Source organism: Streptomyces parvulus (assembly GCF_014648855.1).
Taxonomy (GTDB): Bacteria; Actinomycetota; Actinomycetes; order Streptomycetales; family Streptomycetaceae; genus Streptomyces; species Streptomyces parvulus.
Window position 1 is genome coordinate 316,337 of the sequence record NZ_BMRX01000008.1, and the last position, 18,275, is coordinate 334,611.

Annotated in this window: 15 protein-coding genes; 5 read left to right on the forward strand and 10 right to left on the reverse strand. The window is 73.4% G+C overall.

Features of this window, described 5'->3' with window-relative positions; genetic code table 11:
- The first annotated feature begins 258 nt into the window (after positions 1–258).
- The 3 genes from IE108_RS17680 to IE108_RS17690 all read left to right on the forward strand — a co-directional run bounded on the left by IE108_RS17680 (position 259) and on the right by IE108_RS17690 (position 3,482).
- On the forward strand, positions 259–912 hold the full coding sequence (locus IE108_RS17680) for a bifunctional DNA primase/polymerase (protein WP_079163828.1): 654 nt from the start codon (positions 259–261) through the stop codon (positions 910–912).
- Positions 913–1,023: 111 nt separating this feature from the next.
- Positions 1,024–1,818 (forward strand): ABC transporter ATP-binding protein, encoded by a 795-nt coding sequence (locus IE108_RS17685; protein ID WP_064728467.1) that lies wholly within the window; start codon positions 1,024–1,026, stop codon positions 1,816–1,818.
- A 23-nt stretch (positions 1,819–1,841) separates the two neighbouring features.
- Positions 1,842–3,482: a hypothetical protein gene (locus tag IE108_RS17690; protein ID WP_064728468.1), complete on the forward strand. Its 1,641-nt coding sequence runs from the start codon at positions 1,842–1,844 to the stop codon at positions 3,480–3,482.
- A 47-nt stretch (positions 3,483–3,529) separates the two neighbouring features.
- Here IE108_RS17690 and IE108_RS17695 read toward each other — a convergent pair whose 3' ends face one another.
- Together IE108_RS17695 and IE108_RS17700 are read right to left on the reverse strand one after the other, a co-directional pair.
- Positions 3,530–4,399, reverse strand: a complete 870-nt coding sequence (locus tag IE108_RS17695; RefSeq protein WP_064728469.1) for an alpha/beta fold hydrolase — start codon at positions 4,397–4,399, stop codon at positions 3,530–3,532.
- Between the two features lie 541 nt (positions 4,400–4,940).
- A complete protein-coding gene (locus IE108_RS17700) occupies positions 4,941–5,633 on the reverse strand; it encodes an iron-dependent transcriptional repressor DtxR (RefSeq protein ID WP_064728470.1) in 693 nt (230 codons plus the stop codon).
- 199 nt (positions 5,634–5,832) lie between these two features.
- Between IE108_RS17700 and IE108_RS17705 the strand changes: the two genes are divergently transcribed.
- Positions 5,833–6,588, forward strand: a complete 756-nt coding sequence (locus IE108_RS17705) for an SIS domain-containing protein (protein WP_064728471.1) — start codon at positions 5,833–5,835, stop codon at positions 6,586–6,588.
- Between the two features lie 21 nt (positions 6,589–6,609).
- Here IE108_RS17705 and IE108_RS17710 read toward each other — a convergent pair whose 3' ends face one another.
- Entirely contained in the window at positions 6,610–8,010 is a 1,401-nt protein-coding gene (locus tag IE108_RS17710; RefSeq protein WP_229851912.1) for a PAS domain-containing protein, read from the reverse strand.
- A 534-nt stretch (positions 8,011–8,544) separates the two neighbouring features.
- Positions 8,545–9,645 (reverse strand): citrate synthase 2, encoded by a 1,101-nt coding sequence (locus IE108_RS17715; RefSeq protein ID WP_064728473.1) that lies wholly within the window; start codon positions 9,643–9,645, stop codon positions 8,545–8,547.
- Positions 9,646–9,883: 238 nt separating this feature from the next.
- Here IE108_RS17715 and pdxH point away from each other — a divergent pair, with 238 nt between their 5' ends.
- Positions 9,884–10,561, forward strand: a complete 678-nt coding sequence (gene pdxH / locus IE108_RS17720) for a pyridoxamine 5'-phosphate oxidase (RefSeq protein WP_107420194.1) — start codon at positions 9,884–9,886, stop codon at positions 10,559–10,561.
- A gap of 57 nt (positions 10,562–10,618) precedes the next feature.
- Here the strand turns inward: pdxH and IE108_RS17725 are convergent, their stop codons facing one another.
- Genes IE108_RS17725 through IE108_RS17750 form a run of 6 tightly spaced genes read right to left on the reverse strand, consistent with a single transcriptional unit; the run spans position 10,619 to position 18,269 of the window.
- Entirely contained in the window at positions 10,619–11,245 is a 627-nt protein-coding gene (locus IE108_RS17725; RefSeq protein WP_064728474.1) for a TetR/AcrR family transcriptional regulator, read from the reverse strand.
- Positions 11,233–11,967: an enoyl-CoA hydratase family protein gene (locus IE108_RS17730; RefSeq protein ID WP_064728475.1), complete on the reverse strand. Its 735-nt coding sequence runs from the start codon at positions 11,965–11,967 to the stop codon at positions 11,233–11,235. Before IE108_RS17730 ends, IE108_RS17725 begins: the two co-directional genes overlap by 13 nt.
- Complete coding sequence (locus IE108_RS17735; protein ID WP_064728476.1) at positions 11,964–13,532, reverse strand: 4-coumarate--CoA ligase family protein; 1,569 nt, start codon at positions 13,530–13,532, stop codon at positions 11,964–11,966. The genes IE108_RS17730 and IE108_RS17735 overlap by 4 nt, the downstream gene beginning before the upstream one ends.
- A 48-nt stretch (positions 13,533–13,580) precedes the next feature.
- Entirely contained in the window at positions 13,581–14,720 is a 1,140-nt protein-coding gene (locus tag IE108_RS17740; protein WP_064728477.1) for an acyl-CoA dehydrogenase family protein, read from the reverse strand.
- A 55-nt stretch (positions 14,721–14,775) separates the two neighbouring features.
- Positions 14,776–16,626: an acetyl/propionyl/methylcrotonyl-CoA carboxylase subunit alpha gene (locus IE108_RS17745; protein WP_064728478.1), complete on the reverse strand. Its 1,851-nt coding sequence runs from the start codon at positions 16,624–16,626 to the stop codon at positions 14,776–14,778.
- A gap of 44 nt (positions 16,627–16,670) precedes the next feature.
- Positions 16,671–18,269 (reverse strand): acyl-CoA carboxylase subunit beta, encoded by a 1,599-nt coding sequence (locus IE108_RS17750; RefSeq protein ID WP_064728479.1) that lies wholly within the window; start codon positions 18,267–18,269, stop codon positions 16,671–16,673.
- Between the last annotated feature and the right edge of the window lie 6 nt (positions 18,270–18,275).

Here is an 18,275-nt window from a genome sequence, read left to right on the forward strand (position 1 = left end):
GACGAAGCGGATCCGGCCGTGAAGATCAATGCCCAGTCGATGTGCCGACAATGCGAGACTTGCGAAGCTTGCAATGCTTACGAGGATTGCCGGGGTAACGGCCGCTGCCGGCCCCAGACGTGGCTACCCAGCTCCCGCGGCGAATCCTCCTGCGCGCCCCCGCGTATGCCCCCATGCGCCCCACATGCGGAACCGATGCTCCTCCCCCGCGCACCCGGCGCCCCGTAACCCGGGGTGGGCAAGGGAGTTGTGTTCCACGTGGAAGAGACCATCCCGGGCACCGAAGCCGCCCAGATCCCGCAGCAGCGCGGCACGTCGCTGCTGGAGACCGCCGTTCGCTACGCCGAGGAGCGCCACTGGGACGTGTTTCCCGGCACCTGGCTGGTGCCGGACGACGGGGTGCAGCGCTGCTCCTGCGGGGACGCGGCGTGCGCCGCCCCGGGCGCGCACCCGGCGCGCGAGGACTGGGCGGCGCAGGCGACGGGCAGCGCGACGGTGGCCCGCCGGATGTGGCAGAAGCAGCCGACGGCGTCGATCCTGCTGCCCACGGGGCGGACCTTCGACGCGGTCGACGTGCCCGAGACCGCGGGCTTCCTGGCGCTGGCCCGGATGGAGCGGATGGAGCTGACGCTGGGGCCGGTGACGTTGACGCCGGACCGGCGGATGCGGTTCTTCGTTCTGCCGGGTGCGGGGGCGAAGGTGCCGGACCTCGTGCGGCGGTTGGGGTGGGCGCCCCGGGCGCTTGATCTGGGCGTGCTCGGGGAGGGGGCGTACGTGGCGGCGCCGCCCACGCGGTTCGGGGCGGGGGGTGCCGTGCAGTGGGCCTGCCGGCCGACGGCCGCGAATCGGTGGCTGCCGGATGTGGAGGAACTGGTGTCGCCGTTGGCGTATGCGTGCGGGCGGGATCGTTAGGGGCGCCTACTCATCTGCCGGGTTGTTGTTGTTTGGCGACTGCAGGCAGTACGTGGTTGATCGCGCAGTTCCCCGCGCCCCCTACGGGGGCGCCATTCCCCCGTAGGGTTCATGGCGACGGAGGGAGACGTGGTGAGTGACAGTGCGGTGCGGGTGCGGGGGCTCTGGAAGCGGTTCGGGCAGCAGATCGCCGTGGGCGGGATCGATCTCGATCTGCCCGCGGGCAAGTTCATCGGACTGGTCGGGCCCAACGGGGCCGGGAAGACCACCACCCTCTCCATGGTGACCGGGCTGCTGCGGCCCGATCAGGGGTCGGTGGAGGTGGTCGGCCACGACGTGTGGCAGGACCCGGTCGAGGTCAAGGCCAGGATCGGGGTGCTGCCCGAGGGGCTGCGGCTGTTCGAGCGGCTGTCGGGGCGTGAACTGCTCGCCTACACCGGCCGGTTGCGGGGGCTGCCCGGCGCCGAGGTCGACAAGCGGGCCACGCAGCTGCTCGACGTGCTCGACCTGACCGGCGCCCAGCACAAGCTGGTCGTCGACTACTCGACCGGCATGCGGAAGAAGATCGGGCTCGCCGCCGCGCTCCTGCACAACCCGGAAGTGCTCTTCCTGGACGAGCCGTTCGAGGGCGTCGACCCGGTCTCCGCCCAGACCATCCGGGGCGTCCTGGAGCGCTACACCGCCTCCGGGGCCACCGTCGTCTTCTCCTCCCACGTGATGGAGCTGGTGGAGTCGCTGTGCGACTGGGTGGCCGTACTCGCCGCCGGACGCATCCGCGCCACCGGCACGCTCGCCGAGGTGCGCGGCGAGGCGCCCTCACTCCAGCAGGCGTTCCTCGAACTCGTCGGCGCCGGAGGGCGGGACGCCGGTTCCGACCTGGACTGGCTGGGCGGCGGGTCCCGGTGAACCCGACGGACCCGACGGCCCCGATGACGACGGACGCCCCGCTCGTCCCCTCCGGCGCGTCCGGCCCGCCCGCCGCGCCCGCCTCCGTCACCGGCGTCTTCGTACGGCTGAAGCTGTCCCTGCTGCGCAACGGGCTGCGGCAGTCCGGCGGCCGGCGGGCCGCGTACGTCGCCTCCGCGGTCGTGGTGCTGCTCTTCGCCGCGCTCCAGCTGATCGGCCTGATCGCGCTGCGCGGGCACGCGCACGTGGCGTCCCTGGTCGTGCTCCTGGCGGCCGTGCTGGGACTCGGCTGGGCGGTGATGCCGCTGTTCTTCCCGGGCGGCGACGAGACGCTCGACCCGACCCGGCTGGTGATGCTGCCGCTGCGGCCCCGGCCGCTGGTCCGGGCCCTGCTGACGTCGTCGCTGGTGGGCATCGGGCCGCTGTTCACGCTGTGCATGTTCGCCGGGTCCGTGGCCGCGGTCGCGCACGGCGGGGCGGCGTACGCCGTCGGCGTCGTCGGCGCGGTGCTGGCGCTGCTGGTGTGCGTGACCCTGGCGCGGGCGGTCGCCGCGGCCAACGTGCGGCTGCTGACCAGCCGGAAGGGCCGCGACCTCGCGGTGCTGAGCGGCCTGGTCGTCGCGGTCGGCGCGCAGCTCGTCAACTTCGGCGCGCAGCGGCTCGGCTCCTCCGGGCTCGAACAGCTCGACCCGGCGGCCGGCGTACTGCGCTGGGTGCCGCCCGCCTCTGCGGTCGGCGCGATGGACGCGGCGGGCGACGGCGCGTACGGCACCGCCCTCGCGCAGCTCACGCTGACCGCCGCGGCCCTGGTGCTGCTGCTGTGGGTGTGGGCGCGCCATCTGACACGGCTGATGACCACGCCGGACGGCTCCACGGTCCAGGGCGACACCCGGCCGGTGCGCGAGCGCGGCCCGTCGGGGCTCGCGCGGCTGCTGCCCGCGGGCCGCACCGGTACGACCATGGAGCGCACGCTGCGCTATGTGTGGCGCGACCCGAAGACCAAGGCGGCCTGGGTGACGTCGCTGGCCATCGGCCTGATCGTGCCGGTGTTCAACGCCTGGCAGGGCACCGGCTCGGTCTACTTCGCCTGCTTCGCCGCGGGGATGCTCGGCATCCAGATGTACAACCAGTTCGGACAGGACACGTCCGCCTTCTGGATGGTCGCGCTGACGATCTCGTCGACGCGGGACGCCTACGTCGAGTTGCGCGCCCGCGCGCTGGCGCTGCTCCTGATCACCCTGCCCTACGCCACCCTCGTCACGGTCCTGACCACAGCGATGCTCGACGACTGGCCCGCCCTGCCCGAGACGCTGGGGCTGTCCTTCGCGCTGCTCGGCGCGATGCTGGCGACCGGTGCCTGGACCTCGGCGCGGTTCCCGTACTCCATTCCGCAGGAGGGGTACAAGAACGTCGCCCCCGGACAGGTCGGGCTGGCCTGGATCTCGATCTTCGGCGGCATGGTGGGCGCGGCGCTGCTGTGCGCGCCGGTGATCGCGCTGACCGTCTGGCTGAACGTGAGCCGGGGCGCCGCCGGCCTGGGCTGGCTGCTCCTGCCCGTGGGCACGGTGTACGGGGCGGCCCTGACGCTGCTCGGGCTGCGGCTGGCGGCGCCGCGCACGGCCGCGCGGCTGCCCGAGATCCTCACGGCGGTCAGCAGGGGGTGACGCGGCAGGGGATGACGGGCGAGGGCCGGACGGGTCCGGGGGGCCGGTCAGGCGTCCATGAGGGCGTCCAGGAACGGCTCGATGGCCGCCCGCCACGCCTCCGGCTGGTCGTAGTGCACGAGGTGGCCGGCGTCGGCGACCTCCGCGTACTGGCCGCCGGGCAGCACGCGGACCATCTCCTGGGCCTCGGCGCGGCCCAGCTCGCCGTCGAGGCCGCGCACCACCAGGGTGGGGCAGCGCACCTGCGCCAGCTCCTCCCAGTGGGCGTCGTAGACCCAGGTCTCCCGGGTCCTGAGCATCTGCTGCGGGTCGAAGACGGGGCGCCAGCCGTCCGGGGACTCGGCCATCACCTCGGCGTAGAACTCGCCGCGGGCCGGGTTCGGCCGCTCCACCCACGGGTCGTCCTCGCCGAACCACTTGCGGACGTCGGCGAGGGTGGCGAAGGGGACGGGCCAGGCGCGGAACCACTCGGTCCAGGTGTGCTGGGAGGCCGCGCCGAGGGCGGAGGCCCGCATGTCGCAGATGATCAGGCCGCGGACCAGGTCGGGGCGCTTGGCGGCGAGCTGCCAGCCGGTCAGCGCGCCCATGGCGTGGCCGATCAGGACGGCGGGTCCGAGACCGAGCTGCTCCAGGGCGGCCTCGACGTCCTCGACGTAGGCGTCGCGGGTGTAGGAGCCGTGCGGGGGCTTGTCGCTGCGGCCGTGGCCGCGCTGGTCGAGGGCGACGGCCCGATGCCGGGCGGAGAGCCAGCGGGCCGTGGGGGCCCAGTGCGAGGCCCGGCCCATCAGGCCGTGCAGTAAGAGCACGCCGGGCCGGTCCCCGGTGCCGGGCGTCCGGTCGGTCTTGGGAGGGTCGCCGAACTCCCAGGCGGCGAGGCGTACGCCGCCCGCGCCGGTCACGTCGATGCGCCGCGCCATTGGTCCTGGCACCCCCAAGCTCCGCTCGGAACCGTGTCCTGCCTGCCGTGCCTTGCCGTCCTGCCTCCGCGCCGGCCGTGACCGTGGCGTCCGTCCGGTCCGTCGCGCCCTGCTCGCGCCCCCGCCCGCAGGGTATCGAATACCTATTCGAAAGGGCCGTATCGCTGAGCAACACCCCTCATTCGAGTGACACCCCTCGGGGATTGATCGCCGCTGCTCAGGGGAGATCTTCAACGGGAGGCGGGCCGCTCGGGGAAAACGGTCCGTGGGGATTGACCCTGAGAGCTCGGGGCTCCGGGTCAGCACAGGGGAGGACAGGCCCCGGCGCCACACGGCGCCGGGGCCCTCTCCGTCTCTCCGGCACGTCAAGCCCCCCTCCCCGACCGGGCGACATCGCTGTCGCGCACGGCCAAGAGCCCCCTACGTCATATGCCTCTAGCCACAGCCTTGCACGCGCGGCGTCCGGGCGCTGCTATTCGGCGCACTGGAAAACGAAACGACGCGATCCGTGCGCCGGCGCACCCCCGCACGCCCGGCGGACTCAGCGCTTGGCGACGAACACGTGCGAGGCGGTGTCCGCCTCCAGCTCGGCGGCCTCGCCACCGCTGCCCACCAGCACACCACCGGCGGACTCGGTCACGCTCACCACCGAACCGGGCTGCACGCCCGCCCGGCGCAGCGTGTACATCAGCTGGGCGTCCGTCTGGATCGGCTCACCGATGCGGCGCACCACCACCGTCTTGCCCTCCGCCCCCGGGTCGAGGTCGGCGAGCGACACCATGCCCTCGTCCAGGAACGGATCGGCGCCGTCCGCCTCGCCCAGCTCCTCCAGGCCCGGGATCGGGTTCCCGTACGGCGACTCGGTCGGGTGGCGCAGCAGCTCCAGCACGCGCCGCTCGACGGCCTCGCTCATCACGTGCTCCCAGCGGCAGGCCTCGGCGTGCACCTGCTCCCACTCCAGGCCGATCACGTCGACGAGCAGGCACTCCGCGAGCCGGTGCTTGCGCATCACACGCGTCGCCAGCCGCCGGCCCTCGTCGGTCAGCTCCAGATGCCGGTCGGCCGCCACGGACACCAGGCCGTCGCGCTCCATGCGCGCCACCGTCTGGCTGACCGTCGGGCCGCTCTGGTCGAGCCGCTCGGCGATCCGGGCGCGCATCGGGACCACACCCTCCTCCTCCAGCTCCAGGATGGTGCGGAGGTACATCTCCGTGGTGTCGATCAGTCCGGACATACGTGCCCCTTGATGAGATTGCCGGAGGCCGCGGCCACCGGCGCGTGCGCTGGCCCTGGATTCAATTCTGACGCATACCACCGACAACCGTGCCTCGCGGTGCGCGCGCGGGCCCCCGCGGCCCGCCCCGCCGTATTGACACCGCACTGGTCCAGACCGCACCGTGATCCGCGACACAGGCACACCGAAGGGGTCCCGCATGAGCGACCGCAAGCCGGCCGGGCAGTTCCTCGACGCGGCGATCGACCTGCTGCGCCGCGTCCGCGCCGAGGAGGCGGACGGCATCGAGGCGGCCGGGACCCTGCTCGCCGACACCGTCGAGAACGGCGGGCGGCTCTTCGCCTTCGGCGCCGGTCACTCCTCCCTCGCCGCCCAGGACGTCGTGTACCGCGCCGGCGGACTCGCGCTGATGAACCTGCTCACCGTGCCCGGCGTCGTCGGCGTCGACGTCATGCCCGCCACCCTCGGCTCCGCCCTGGAACGCGTCGACGGCCTCGCGAGCGCGGTCCTGGACTCCTCCCCGCTCCGCGAGGGCGACGCCCTGGTGATCGTCTCCCTGTCCGGGCGCAACGCCATGCCCGTGGAGATGGCGATGAACGCCCGCGCCCTCGGCGTCCGCACCATCGGCGTGACCTCGGTGGCGTACGCCTCCGAGACGACCTCCCGGCACAGCTCCGGCACCTTCCTCAGGGACCACTGCGACATCGTGCTCGACTCGAAGATCGCCGTCGGGGACGCGGAACTCACCCTCGACACCGTCCCGGCGCCCTTCGCGCCGGCCTCCACGGTCGTCACCAGCGCCCTCATGCAGGCCATGATGGCCGCGGCGGCCGGCGCCCTCGCCGACCGCGGCATCGAACCGCCCCTGCTGCGCTCGGGCAACGTGGACGGCGGCCACGACTGGAACGGGCGCGTCCTCGACCAGTACCGGGACCGGATCTTCTACCAGCGCTGAACCCCCCGGCGCGGCCACCCCCTACCGCTCTCCCACGGCACCGGCCAGGTCGAGCGCGGTCGCGATCCGGACGGCCACGTCCTCCGCGTACATCGCGTCCGACCGCTCGAACGCGCTGCGCCCCGCGCCCCGCAGGAACGTCACCACGCCCAGCGTCCGGCCCCGGCTGCGCAGCACCGCGCACAGGCCGTGCACCGTGTCCGCCGGCCACTGCCGGGCCTCGGCCCACTCGCGCGCCTTCTCGGCCGGCACCGCCCGCGCCCCCGCGCCGGCCCGCACCGAACCCGCCCGCTCCACACAGCTCAACGCCGGATGCCCCTCGCCGTAGCGCACCGGCATCCCGGAGGCGCCCGACGGCACGCTCGGCCCCGGCGCGCCGGACGGCGTCGCGGCCACCCGCACCAGCCGCACCGGCCCCGCCGCGTCGGTGTCCACGGCCCCGCCCGCCACCCGGTCGATCAGCGCGTGGTCGGCGAAACCGGCGAGGGCGAAGTCCAGGTGCACGACGGCCGCCTCCGCCGGGTCCTCGCACTCGGCCGCCGCCCGCGCCGCCCGGTGCAGCTGATTGGCCCGGAACCGCAGCAGCGCCGCCTCCTGCTCCGCCTGCTTGGCCTCCGTGATGTCCTGGAACAGCCAGCCCACGCCCAGCGGCACCGGCTCCTCCGCGAGCGGCGACGCCAGCCGCACGAACCCGCTGCGCCAGCACCGGCGCCGCTCCCCCTCCGGCGTCCGCAGCCCCACCCACAGCTCGGCGGGGCCGGGCGGCGCGCCCTCGGCCAGGACGTGCGTCAGCGCGTTCTCCAGGTCCTCCACGCCCTGGACCAGCAGGTCGCCGAGCGGCCTGCCCAGCACCGAGGTGCGCCCGGCGCCCAGCGCGCGGGCCGCGTGCGCGTTGACCACGGCGGGGCGCAGATCCGCGTCCACCAGGACGACACCCCAGCTCGCGTCCTCCAGCAGCGCCTCGCTCAGCGCGATGGACCGCTCCAGGTCGATCTGCGCGTGCACCTCGCTGAACGCGCAGTACACCCCCGCGGGCTTCCCGTCGGCGCCGCGCACGGCCGCGGACTGGGTGCGCACCAGCACCCGCCCGCCGTCCTTGGTCAGCAGCGCGAACTCGTGCACCTGCCGTCCCGGTGCCCGCATCGCGGACAGCAGCCGGTCCTCCACCTCACCGGCGTCCGCGCTGCGCACCGCCCAGCCGGCGAACCCCTGCCGGCCCACGGCCTCGGCCGCGCTCCAGCCGAGGATCCGCTCCGCCTCGCGGTTCCAGTGGGTGACCACCCCGTCCGCGTCGAAGGCGCACAGGGCCGCGTCCATCCCGTCGAGGAGCGCGGCCAACAGGTCCGCACCGTCCCGCTCGGGCTGCTCCGGCTCGTCCGGCCCCAGCTCGTCGGTGGTCCCACTACGCCGGGAAGCACTCACCTGGACCCCCTGCAGGCTGCGTCCGCCGTACGGTACGTCGGTTCGCTCACTGGCCTTCATTCAACTCGAACGTGATGCAGCACACACCGAGTTCCCACAAGATTGCAGAAATCGTTGTACTGCGGAAACTCGGCATACGCCCCCGTCATGACGGGTGCCCGGCGGCCCTCCGCGGCCTCGGCATGGGCGGAACGGTAGGCGACCGGCCGGAAGTGATCAATCGGCTCATCGGCCAGGATCGCGCGGGCCGGTGTCTTCTCGAAAAAGAGGTTGATGCGGGCCGCGACTCGTTCCTAGTGTGGACCCCACACCGAAAGGAGGTGATCCGGCGAATGTATGACAACCGGACGCGTGAGGTGGCTGCGGGCTAGCGGCCCGTCACCACATCTTGTGCGGTGCCGGACCAGCGTGTGCGAGACACACGCAGCCGGCCAAACCAACGCAGTCACCCGACCCGCGAGTCGCCGGTACGTCCGGCCGGCTCCTCCTCTGGAGGAACCTGACTCGCGGGTCGCCTGCGTTCTCGGCGCGGGGTCAGTCGGCGATGGTCGCGTAGCCCTCGATGTCGTGCGGGTCGCGGGAGCCCGGGCCGACGTAGCGGGCCGAGGGACGGACCAGGCGGCCGGTGCGCTTCTGCTCGAGGATGTGGGCGGACCAGCCGGCGGTGCGGGCGCAGGTGAACATCGAGGTGAACATGTGGGCCGGGACCTCGGCGAAGTCCAGCATGATGGCGGCCCAGAACTCGACGTTGGTGGCCAGGACGCGGTCGGGGCGGCGGGCGTGCAGCTCGGCCAGGGCGGCCTTCTCCAGGGCCTCGGCGACCTCGAAGCGCGGGGCACCCAGCTCTCGGGCGGTGCGGCGCAGGACGCGGGCGCGGGGGTCCTCGGCGCGGTAGACGCGGTGGCCGAAGCCCATCAGGCGTTCACCGGCGTCGAGGGTCTTCTTGACGTAGGCCTCGGCGTCGCCGGTGCGCTCGATCTCCTCGATCATGCCGAGGACGCGGGAGGGGGCGCCGCCGTGCAGCGGGCCCGACATGGCGCCCACGGCGCCGGAGAGGGCCGCGGCGACGTCGGCGCCGGTGGAGGCGATGACGCGGGCGGTGAAGGTGGAGGCGTTCATGCCGTGCTCGGCGGCGGAGGTCCAGTAGGCGTCGACCGCGGCGACGTGCTTGGGGTCGGGCTCGCCGCGCCAGCGGATCATGAACCGTTCGACGACGGACCCGGCCTTGTCGATCTCGCGCTGCGGAACCATGGGCAGGCCCTGGCCGCGGGCCGACTGGGCGACGTAGGACAGGGCCATGACGGCGGCGCGGGCCAGGTCGGCGCGGGCCTGCTCGGCGTCGATGTCCAGGAGGGGTTTGAGGCCCCAGACCGGCGCGAGCATGGCGAGCGCGGACTGGACGTCGACGCGGATGTCGCCGGAGTGGACGGGGATGGGGAAGGGCTCGGCGGGCGGCAGGCCGGGGTTGAAGGCGCCGTCGACGAGCAGGCCCCAGACGTTGCCGTAGGACACGTGGCCGACCAGGTCCTCGATGTCGACGCCGCGGTACCGGAGGGCGCCGCCCTCCTTGTCGGGTTCGGCGATCTCCGTCTCGAACGCGACGACTCCCTCTAGCCCGGGTACGAAGTCGGACATCAGGCGGCTCCCTCGTGACGTGGATGTGTGGTGACCGACCCGTCGGCCTTCTCGGGTCCAGCGGATCCACGGTCGTCGCGACTCGCGGTCCTCGTTCTGCGGTCACCCCTGTGATGCCCCGTACGGCCACTCGTCCAACCGTGCCGGGACCAGCACGATATCTCCGAGTGCCACCCTTGGGGAGGGGTTGCGGCACTCAGTGCCACTCAGTGACGGAGGACACCGGGGATGCGGCAGGATGGCGGGTGTGACCGACCGCGATGACGTCCTCTTCGATCTCGCCTCGATGCGCAAGCAGTACCGGGCCCAGGGGCTTGCCGAGTCCGAGCTGGCCGCCGGTCCCGTCGAGCAGTTCGCGCGCTGGTTCGAGCAGGCCGCGACGGAGGGCGGGCTGTTCGAGCCGAACGCGATGGTCGTCTCCACCGCCGACGCCGAGGGGCGGCCCAGTTCCCGCACGGTGCTGCTGAAGCACTTCGACGAGCGGGGTTTCGTCTTCTACACCAACTACGACTCCCGCAAGGGCCGTGAGCTGGGCTCGAACCCGTACGTCTCGCTGCTGTTCCCGTGGCATCCGATGGCCCGGCAGGTGATCGTGTCGGGGGTGGCGCGGCGTACCGGGCGGGACGAGACCGCCGCGTACTTCCGCTCCCGGCCGCACGGCTCGCGGCTCGGGGCGTGGGCGAGCGCGCAGTCGTCGGTGGTGGCGGGCCGGGAGGACCTGGACGCCGCCTACGCGGAGCTGGCGGAGCGCTACCCGGAGGGCGGGCAGGTGCCGGTGCCGCCGCACTGGGGCGGCTTCCGGGTGGCGCCGAGCGAGGTGGAGTTCTGGCAGGGGCGGGAGAACCGGCTGCACGACCGGCTGCGGTACGTGGCGCGGGCGGACGGCAGCTGGCGGGTGGAGCGGCTCAGCCCGTGACCCCGGCCCGTCAGTGACCGGCCTCAGCCCGTGACCGGCCCCAGTCCGTGACCGGTCTCAGCCCAGCTCGGCGGCGAGCAGCCGGGTCCACTGGTCGACGACGCGCTCCCGCCGGGCCCGGTCGTCGGTGAGGAGGTTGGCCAGGCCCAGGCCGCGGGCCATGTCGAGGAGGCCCTGGACGGTCTCGCGGGCGCCGGGGCGGGTCTCGTCGGCGCCGAGGAGGTCGACGGCCGTGCGGTGGCTCTCGCGGCCGACGCGGGCCTCCAGCTCGGTGACCCGGGCACGCAGCGGCTCCTCGTTGGAGGCGGCGACCCACAGGTGGAGGGCGGCCCGGAAGAGGGGGCCGGTGTAGAGGTCGACCAGGGCGGCGACGACGGCCCGCCGGTCGCCGGTGGCCGCGCCGTCGGGGAAGAGCGCGCGCAGGGCGAGCGAGCGCTCCTCGGCGACGTACTCCACGGCGGCGGTGAAGAGGTCCTCCCGGGTCGGGAAGTGGTGCTGGGCGGCGCCGCGGGAGACACCGGCGTGTTCGGCGACGACGGAGACCGTGGAGCCGGCCCAGCCGCGTTCGGCGAGGCAGGCCACGGCGGCCTCCAGGAGCCGCTGCCGGGTGACCCGGCTGCGGTCCTGCTTGGGTACGCGCTCGGCGCGGTCCGCCGTGTTCGCGGTGCCGCTCACACCACCCATTCCGGATCCCGTCGTTCGAGGAAGGCCGTCATCCCCTCGCGGGCCTGCGGGGAGGCGAACAGCCGGGCCGAGAGCGCGGTCAGGCCGGCCGCGTCCCGGTCGAAGGCCTCCAGCACCCTAGCCGTGAGCAGCCGTTTGGTCTCGGCCAGCCCCTGTGGTGAGGCACGCCGCAGACCGTCGAGGACGGGTGCGAGTACGGCGTCCACGTCGTCGCCCGCGGCCGTGACGAGGCCGGTGCGGGCGGCCTCGGCGGCGTCGAAGCGTTCGCCGGTGAGGTAGTAGCGGGCGAGGGCGCGGGGGTCGGTGCGCGGGAGCAGGGTGAGGGAGATGACGGCGGGTGCCACGCCGATGCGGACCTCGGTGAAGGCGAACGTGGAGTCGTGGGACGCCGCCGAGATGTCGCAGGCCGCGAGGAGGCCGAGGCCGCCCGCGCGGACGTGTCCGGCGACGCGGGCGACGACCGGTTTGGGCAGCTCGGCGATCTGCCGGAAGAGCCCGACCAGCGCGTCCGGGTCGGGCGGGTCGCGCAGGTCGGCGCCGGCGCTGAAGGTGGTGCCGGTGTGGGTGAGGACGACCGCGCGGACGCCGGGGTCGGCGGCGGTGGCGGTGAGGGCGGCGGCGAGGTCGCCGACCAGGGTGGCGGAGAGGGCGTTGCGGTTGTGCGGGGAGTCGAGGGTGAGGGTCTCGACGCCGCGTTCGCGGGTGCGGCGGACCGGGGTCATGCGGTGCCTCGCAGTTCCCGGCGGAGGATCTTGCCGCTGGCGGCCCTGGGTACGGCGTCGATGAAGGTGACGCGGCGGACGCGTTTGTAGGGGGCGACGCGTTCGGCGACGTACATCATGATCTCGCTCTCCGAGGGGCCGGTCGCGGTGGGCCGGCGGACGACGTGGGCGTGCGGTACCTCGTTGCCGTCGTCGTCGTAGGCGCCGACGACGGCGGCGTCGGCGACGTCGGGGTGGGTGAGCAGGAGGGCCTCCAGTTCGGCGGGGGCCACCTGGAAGCCCTTGTACTTGATCAGTTCCTTGACGCGGTCGACGACGAAGAGCCAGCCGTCGGCGTCGGCGTGGCCGACGTCCCCGGTGTGCAGCCAGCCGTCCTCGTCGATCATGGCGGCGGTGGCGTCGGGCCGGCCGAGGTAGCCCTTCATGATCTGGGGGCCGCGGATGAGGATCTCGCCGGCCTCGCCGGTGCCGAGGTCCTTGCCGGGCTCGGTGAGGGAGACGATGCGCATCTCGGTGCCGGCGATCAGCTTGCCGACGCTGCCGGGCGGGGCGTCGGCCATGGCGTCCAGGGGGACGACGTGGGTGCCGGGGGACAGTTCGGTCATGCCGTAGGCCTGGGCCACGGGCGGCAGGCCGAGGCGGCGGGAGCAGGCGGCGGCGAGCCGGGCGTCCAGGGGGGCGGCGGCGCTGACGATGTACTTGAGGGACGAGAGGTCGTAGTCGGCGACCACGGGGTGTTTGGCCAGGGCGAGGACGATCGGCGGGGCGACGTACAGGCCGGTGATGCGGTGGTTCTGGATGGCGGCGAGGAACTGCTCCAGGTCGAAGCGGGGCAGGACGACGACGGTGGCGCCGAGCCGCAGCGGGGCGTTCATCAGGGCGGTGAGGCCGTAGATGTGGAAGAAGGGCAGGACGGCGAGGACGCGGTCGCCGGGGGCGGCCGGGACCAGCGGTTCGAGCTGGGCGAGGTTGGTGGCGATCTGGCGGTGGGTGAGCATCACGCCTTTGGGGGTGCCGGTGGTGCCGGAGGAGTACGGCAGCGCGGCGACGTCCTCGGCGGGGTCGATCGCGATCCGGGGTTCGGGGGCGGTCGAGGCCAGCATGTCGATCAGGGAGCGGTGGCCGGGGGCGCTGTCGCAGACCAGGATCTCCTGGACGCCGCCGGCGAGTTCGGCGGCCCGGCGGGCGGTGTCGAGCAGCGGTGAGACGGTGACGATCCAGCGGGCCCGCGCGTCGGCGAGCTGCTTGGCGAACTCGTCGGCCGTGGCCAGCGGGTGCACCGTCGTGACGGAGGCGCCGGCGCGGGTGGCGGCGTAGAAGGCGAGCGGGAAGGCGACGGTGTTGGGGCTGTGCAGGGCGAGGACGTCGCCCTTGCGCACGCCGGCCTCCGCGAGGGCGGCGGCGACGCGCCGGTGGAACCGGTCCACCTGCTCGTAGGTGAGGGTGGTGCCGTCGGTGCCGTCGATCAGCGCCGGGGCGCTCCCGAAGGCGGCGGCCCGGCCGAGTACGGCCTCGTGGATGGGCAGGTCGACGGGCGGGACGTCGGCGTACTGGCTGCGGAACACGGTTCCTCCAGGGCGGCTCGTACGACGTGGGGCGCGGCCCCGGGATGCCTAGTAGGACTTGGGCAGACCGAGGGTCTGGTGGGAGACGAAGTTGAGGATCATCTCCCTGCTCACCGGGGCGATGCGGGCCACCCGCGCCGCCGTGATCAGCGAGGCGAGTCCGAACTCGCGGGTGAGGCCGTTGCCGCCGAGGGTGTGGACGGCCTGGTCGACGGCCTTCACGCAGGCCTCCCCGGCGGCGTACTTGGCCATGTTGGCGGCCTCGCCCGCGGCCATGTCGTCGCCGGCGTCGTAGAGATGTGCGGCCTTCTGCGTCATCAGGCGGGCGAGTTCCAGCTCGATGTGCGCCTGGGCGAGGGGGTGGGCGATGGCCTGGTGGGCGCCGATGGGCGTCTTCCAGACGGTGCGTTCGCGGGCGTAGTCGAGGGCGCGGGCGAGGGCGTGGCGGCCGATGCCGATGGCGAAGGCGGCGGTCATGACGCGCTCGGGGTTGAGGCCGGCGAAGAGCTGGAGGAGGCCCGCGTCCTCGTCGCCGACGAGTGCGTCGGCGGGCAGCCGCACGTCGTCGAGGGTCAGCTCGAACTGCTTCTCGGTGGCGTGCAGTTCCATGTCGAGCTGGCGGCGCTCGAAGCCGGGGGTGTCACGGGGGACGATGAACAGGCAGGGCTTGAGCTTGCCGGTGCGGGCGTCCTCCGTGCGGCCGACGATGAGGGTGGCGTCGGCGATGTCGACGCCGCTGATGAAGACCTTGCGGCCGGTGAGGAGCCAGTCCCCGGTGGCGCCGTCGCGGCGGGCGGTGGTGGTGATGCGGTGGCTGTTGGAACCGGCGTCGGGTTCGGTGATGCCGAAGGCCATGAGGCGGGTGCCGTCGGCTATGCCGGGGAGCCAGTTGTCTTTCTGTTGCTCGGTGCCGAAGCGGGCAATGATGTTGCCGCATATGGCCGGGGAGACGACCAGCATCAGGAGCGGGCAGCCCGCGGCGCCCAGCTCTTCGAGGACGACGGAGAGTTCGGTGATGCCGGCGCCACCGCCTCCGTAGGCCTCGGGGAGGTTGACGCCGAGGTAGCCGAGTTTGCCGGCCTCCGCCCAGAGGGCGTCTCGGTCGTGGTTGCGGCCGTGGCGGGTGCCGAGGGCGGCTACGGCGGTGCGGAGGGCTTTCTGTTCCTCGGTTTCGATGAGGGTGGGCATGGGTCTCCTTCCGGGTGCGGGTTCGTTGTGGCTGGTCGCGCAGTTCCCCGCGCCCCTACTCGGCGTGTCCCTCCACTACGGCCAAGAGGGTGCCGACCTCCACCTGCCTGCCCGGCTCGGCGTTCAACGCGGTCAGCGTGCCCGTGGTCGGGGCCGTGATCCGGTGTTCCATCTTCATCGCCTCCAGCCAGAGGAGGGGTTGGCCCGCCTCTACGGCGGAGCCCTCCGTCACGCCCTCCGCGACGCGGACGACCGTGCCGGGCATGGGGGCGAGGAGGGAGCCGGGGGCGTGTTGGGCGGTGGGGTCGGGGAAGCGGGGCAGGGCGGTGAGGACGGTGGGGCCGACGTGGACGGTGTCGCCGTAACGGGCGATGTCGAAGCGGCGTCGTACGCCGTCGGTTTCGAGGACGACCTGCCGGGCGTCGGCGCGCACCACGCGTACGCCGTCCGCCGCGAGGCCGGCGCGGGTGTGCCGGTAGCGCACCTCGTGTTCCTCGCCCGCGACCGCGTACCGCCTGACCTGTGGCTGCGAGGGCAGGTTGCGCCAGCCGCCGAAACGGCCGGAGCCGGCGCTCGCTTCGGCGAGGGCGGCGGCGAGCGGGGCGAGGGGGTCGGGGGCGGCCTCGGTGAGGGCGGCCAGGTGGCGGTCGTAGAAGCCGGTGTCCATGCGGGCGGAGGTGAACTCCTCGTGGCGCAGGGAGCGGACGAGGAGGTCGCGGTTGGTGAGGGGGCCGTGGACCGCGGCCCGTTCCAGGGCACCGGCGAGGCGGCGGACGGCCTCCGCGCGGGTGGGTGCGTGGGCGACCGCCTTGGCGAGCATCGGGTCGTAGTGGACGCCGATGTCGTCGCCGCCGGTGTAGCCGGTGTCGAGGCGGATGCCGTCGGGGACGCTGAGGTGGTGCAGGCGGCCGGTCTGCGGGGCCCAGTCGTGCGCGGGGTCCTCGGCGTAGAGGCGGGCCTCGACGGCGTGGCCACGCGCCGGCGGGGGGTCGTCGTCGAGGGTGTGGCCCTCCGCGACGCGGAGCTGGAGGGCGACGAGGTCGACGCCGAAGACGGCCTCGGTGACGGGGTGTTCGACCTGGAGGCGGGTGTTCATCTCCAGGAAGTGCGCCCGGCCGTCGGCGACGAGGAACTCGACGGTGCCGGCGCCGACGTAGTCGACGGCGCGGGCGGCGCGTACGGCCAGGTCGTGGAGTTCGCGCTCCAGCTCCTCGGCGAGTCCCGGTGCCGGGGCCTCCTCGATCACCTTCTGGTGGCGGCGCTGGAGGGAGCAGTCGCGGGTGCCGAGCGCCCACACGGTGCCGTGGGTGTCGGCGAGGATCTGCACCTCGACGTGGCGGCCGCCGACGACGTAGGGCTCGACGAAGACCTCGCCGTCGCCGAAGGCGCTCGCCGCCTCCGCGCGGGCGGCGGTCAGTTCGGCGTCCAGGTCGGCGAGACGCCGTACGACGCGCATGCCGCGCCCGCCGCCGCCGGCCGCCGCCTTCACCAGCACGGGCAGGTCGGCCTCGGTGACCTCGGCCAGGGGGGCGATGCCCATGAGTTCCTTGGCGCGGGTCTTGGACGCCATCGCCTCGATGGCCTCGGGCGGCGGGCCGATCCAGGTCAGTCCGGCGTCGAGGACGGCGCGGGCGAAACCGGCGTTCTCGGAGAGGAAGCCGTAGCCGGGGTGGACGGCGTCGGCGCCCGCGGTGATCGCGGCCTTCACGATCAGGTCGCCGCGCAGGTACGTGTCGGCGGAGGAGGTGCCCGGCAGGCGTACGGCCGCGTCGGCCACGCGCGCGTGGAGGGCGTTCTCGTCGGCGTCCGAGTGCACGGCGACGGTTCGGATTCCGGACTCGCGGCAGGTGCGGAAGATCCGGCAGGCGATCTCGCCGCGGTTGGCGACGAGGACGGTACCGATCACGGTGTTCCCCTCGCTTGTCACAGTGGTGGCCACAGTGGATTCCCTCACATCCGGAAGACGCCGAAGCCGCCGCGCGCGCCCTCGTAGGGGGCGGTGTGGAGGGCGGACAGGCACAGGCCGAGGACGGTGCGGGTGTCGCGCGGGTCGATGACGCCGTCGTCGTAGAGCCGCCCGGAGAGGAACATGGGCAGCGACTCGGACTCGATCTGCTGCTCCACCATGGCGCGCAGCGCGGCGTCGCCCTCGTCGTCGTACGGCTGCCCCTTCGCGGCGGCCGACTGGCGGGCGACGATGGAGAGCACGCCGGCGAGCTGCTGCGGGCCCATGACGGCGGACTTGGCGCTGGGCCAGGCGAAGAGGAAGCGCGGGTCGTAGGCGCGGCCGCACATGCCGTAGTGGCCGGCGCCGTAGGAGGCGCCCATGAGGACGGACAGGTGCGGGACGCGGGAGTTGGAGACCGCGTTGATCATCATGGCGCCGTGCTTGATGATGCCGCCCTGCTCGTACTCCCTGCCGACCATGTAGCCGGTGGTGTTGTGCAGGAAGAGGAGCGGGATGTCGCGCTGGTTGGCGAGCTGGATGAACTGGGCGGCCTTCTGTGACTCCTCGCTGAACAGCACCCCTTGGGCGTTGGCGAGGATGCCGACCGGGTAGCCGTGCAGGCTCGCCCAGCCGGTGGTCAGGCTGGTGCCGTAGAGCGGCTTGAACTCGTCGAAGTCGGAGGCGTCGACGATCCGGGCGATCACCTCGCGCGGGTCGAAGGGGGCCTTGAGGTCGCCGGGGACGATGCCGAGGAGGTCCTCCGGGTCGTACTTGGGCGGCTCGGCCGGTGCCGGATCGGCGTACGCCTTGCGGTGGTTGAGGCGGGCGACGACGCGGCGGGCCTGGCGGAGGGCGTCGGGCTCGTCCAGGGCGAAGTGGTCGGCGAGGCCGGAGGTGCGGGCGTGCATCTCGGCGCCGCCGAGGGACTCGTCGTCGCTCTCCTCGCCGGTGGCCATCTTGACCAGGGGCGGCCCGCCGAGGAACACCTTGGCGCGCTCCTTGACCATGATGACGTGGTCGGACATGCCGGGGATGTAGGCGCCCCCGGCCGTCGAGTTGCCGAAGACGACGGCGATCGTCGGGATGCCGGCCGCGGACAGCCGGGTGAGGTCCCGGAAGATCGCGCCGCCGGGGATGAAGATCTCCTTCTGGGAGGGCAGGTCGGCGCCGCCGGACTCCACGAGGCTGATGCAGGGCAGCCGGTTCGCGAGCGCGATGTCGTTGGCGCGCAGGGCCTTCTTCAGCGACCAGGGGTTGCTGGCACCGCCGCGCACGGTGGGGTCGTTGGCGGTGATCAGGCATTCGACGCCCTCGACGACGCCGATGCCGGTGACGAGGGAGGCGCCCACGGTGTACTCGCTGCCCCAGGCCGCGAGGGGGGACAACTCCAGGAAGGGCGTGTCGGGGTCGAGGAGCAGCTCGATGCGTTCGCGGGCGAGGAGTTTGCCGCGCTTACGGTGCCGGGCCACGTACTTCTCGCCGCCGCCGGCCAGCGCCTTGGCGTGCTCGGTGTCCAGGTCGGCGAGTTTGGCGAGCATGGCGGCGCGGTTGGCGCGGTGGTCGGGGGCGGCGGGGTCGAGGGCGGAGGCGAGGACGGTCACGGCAGG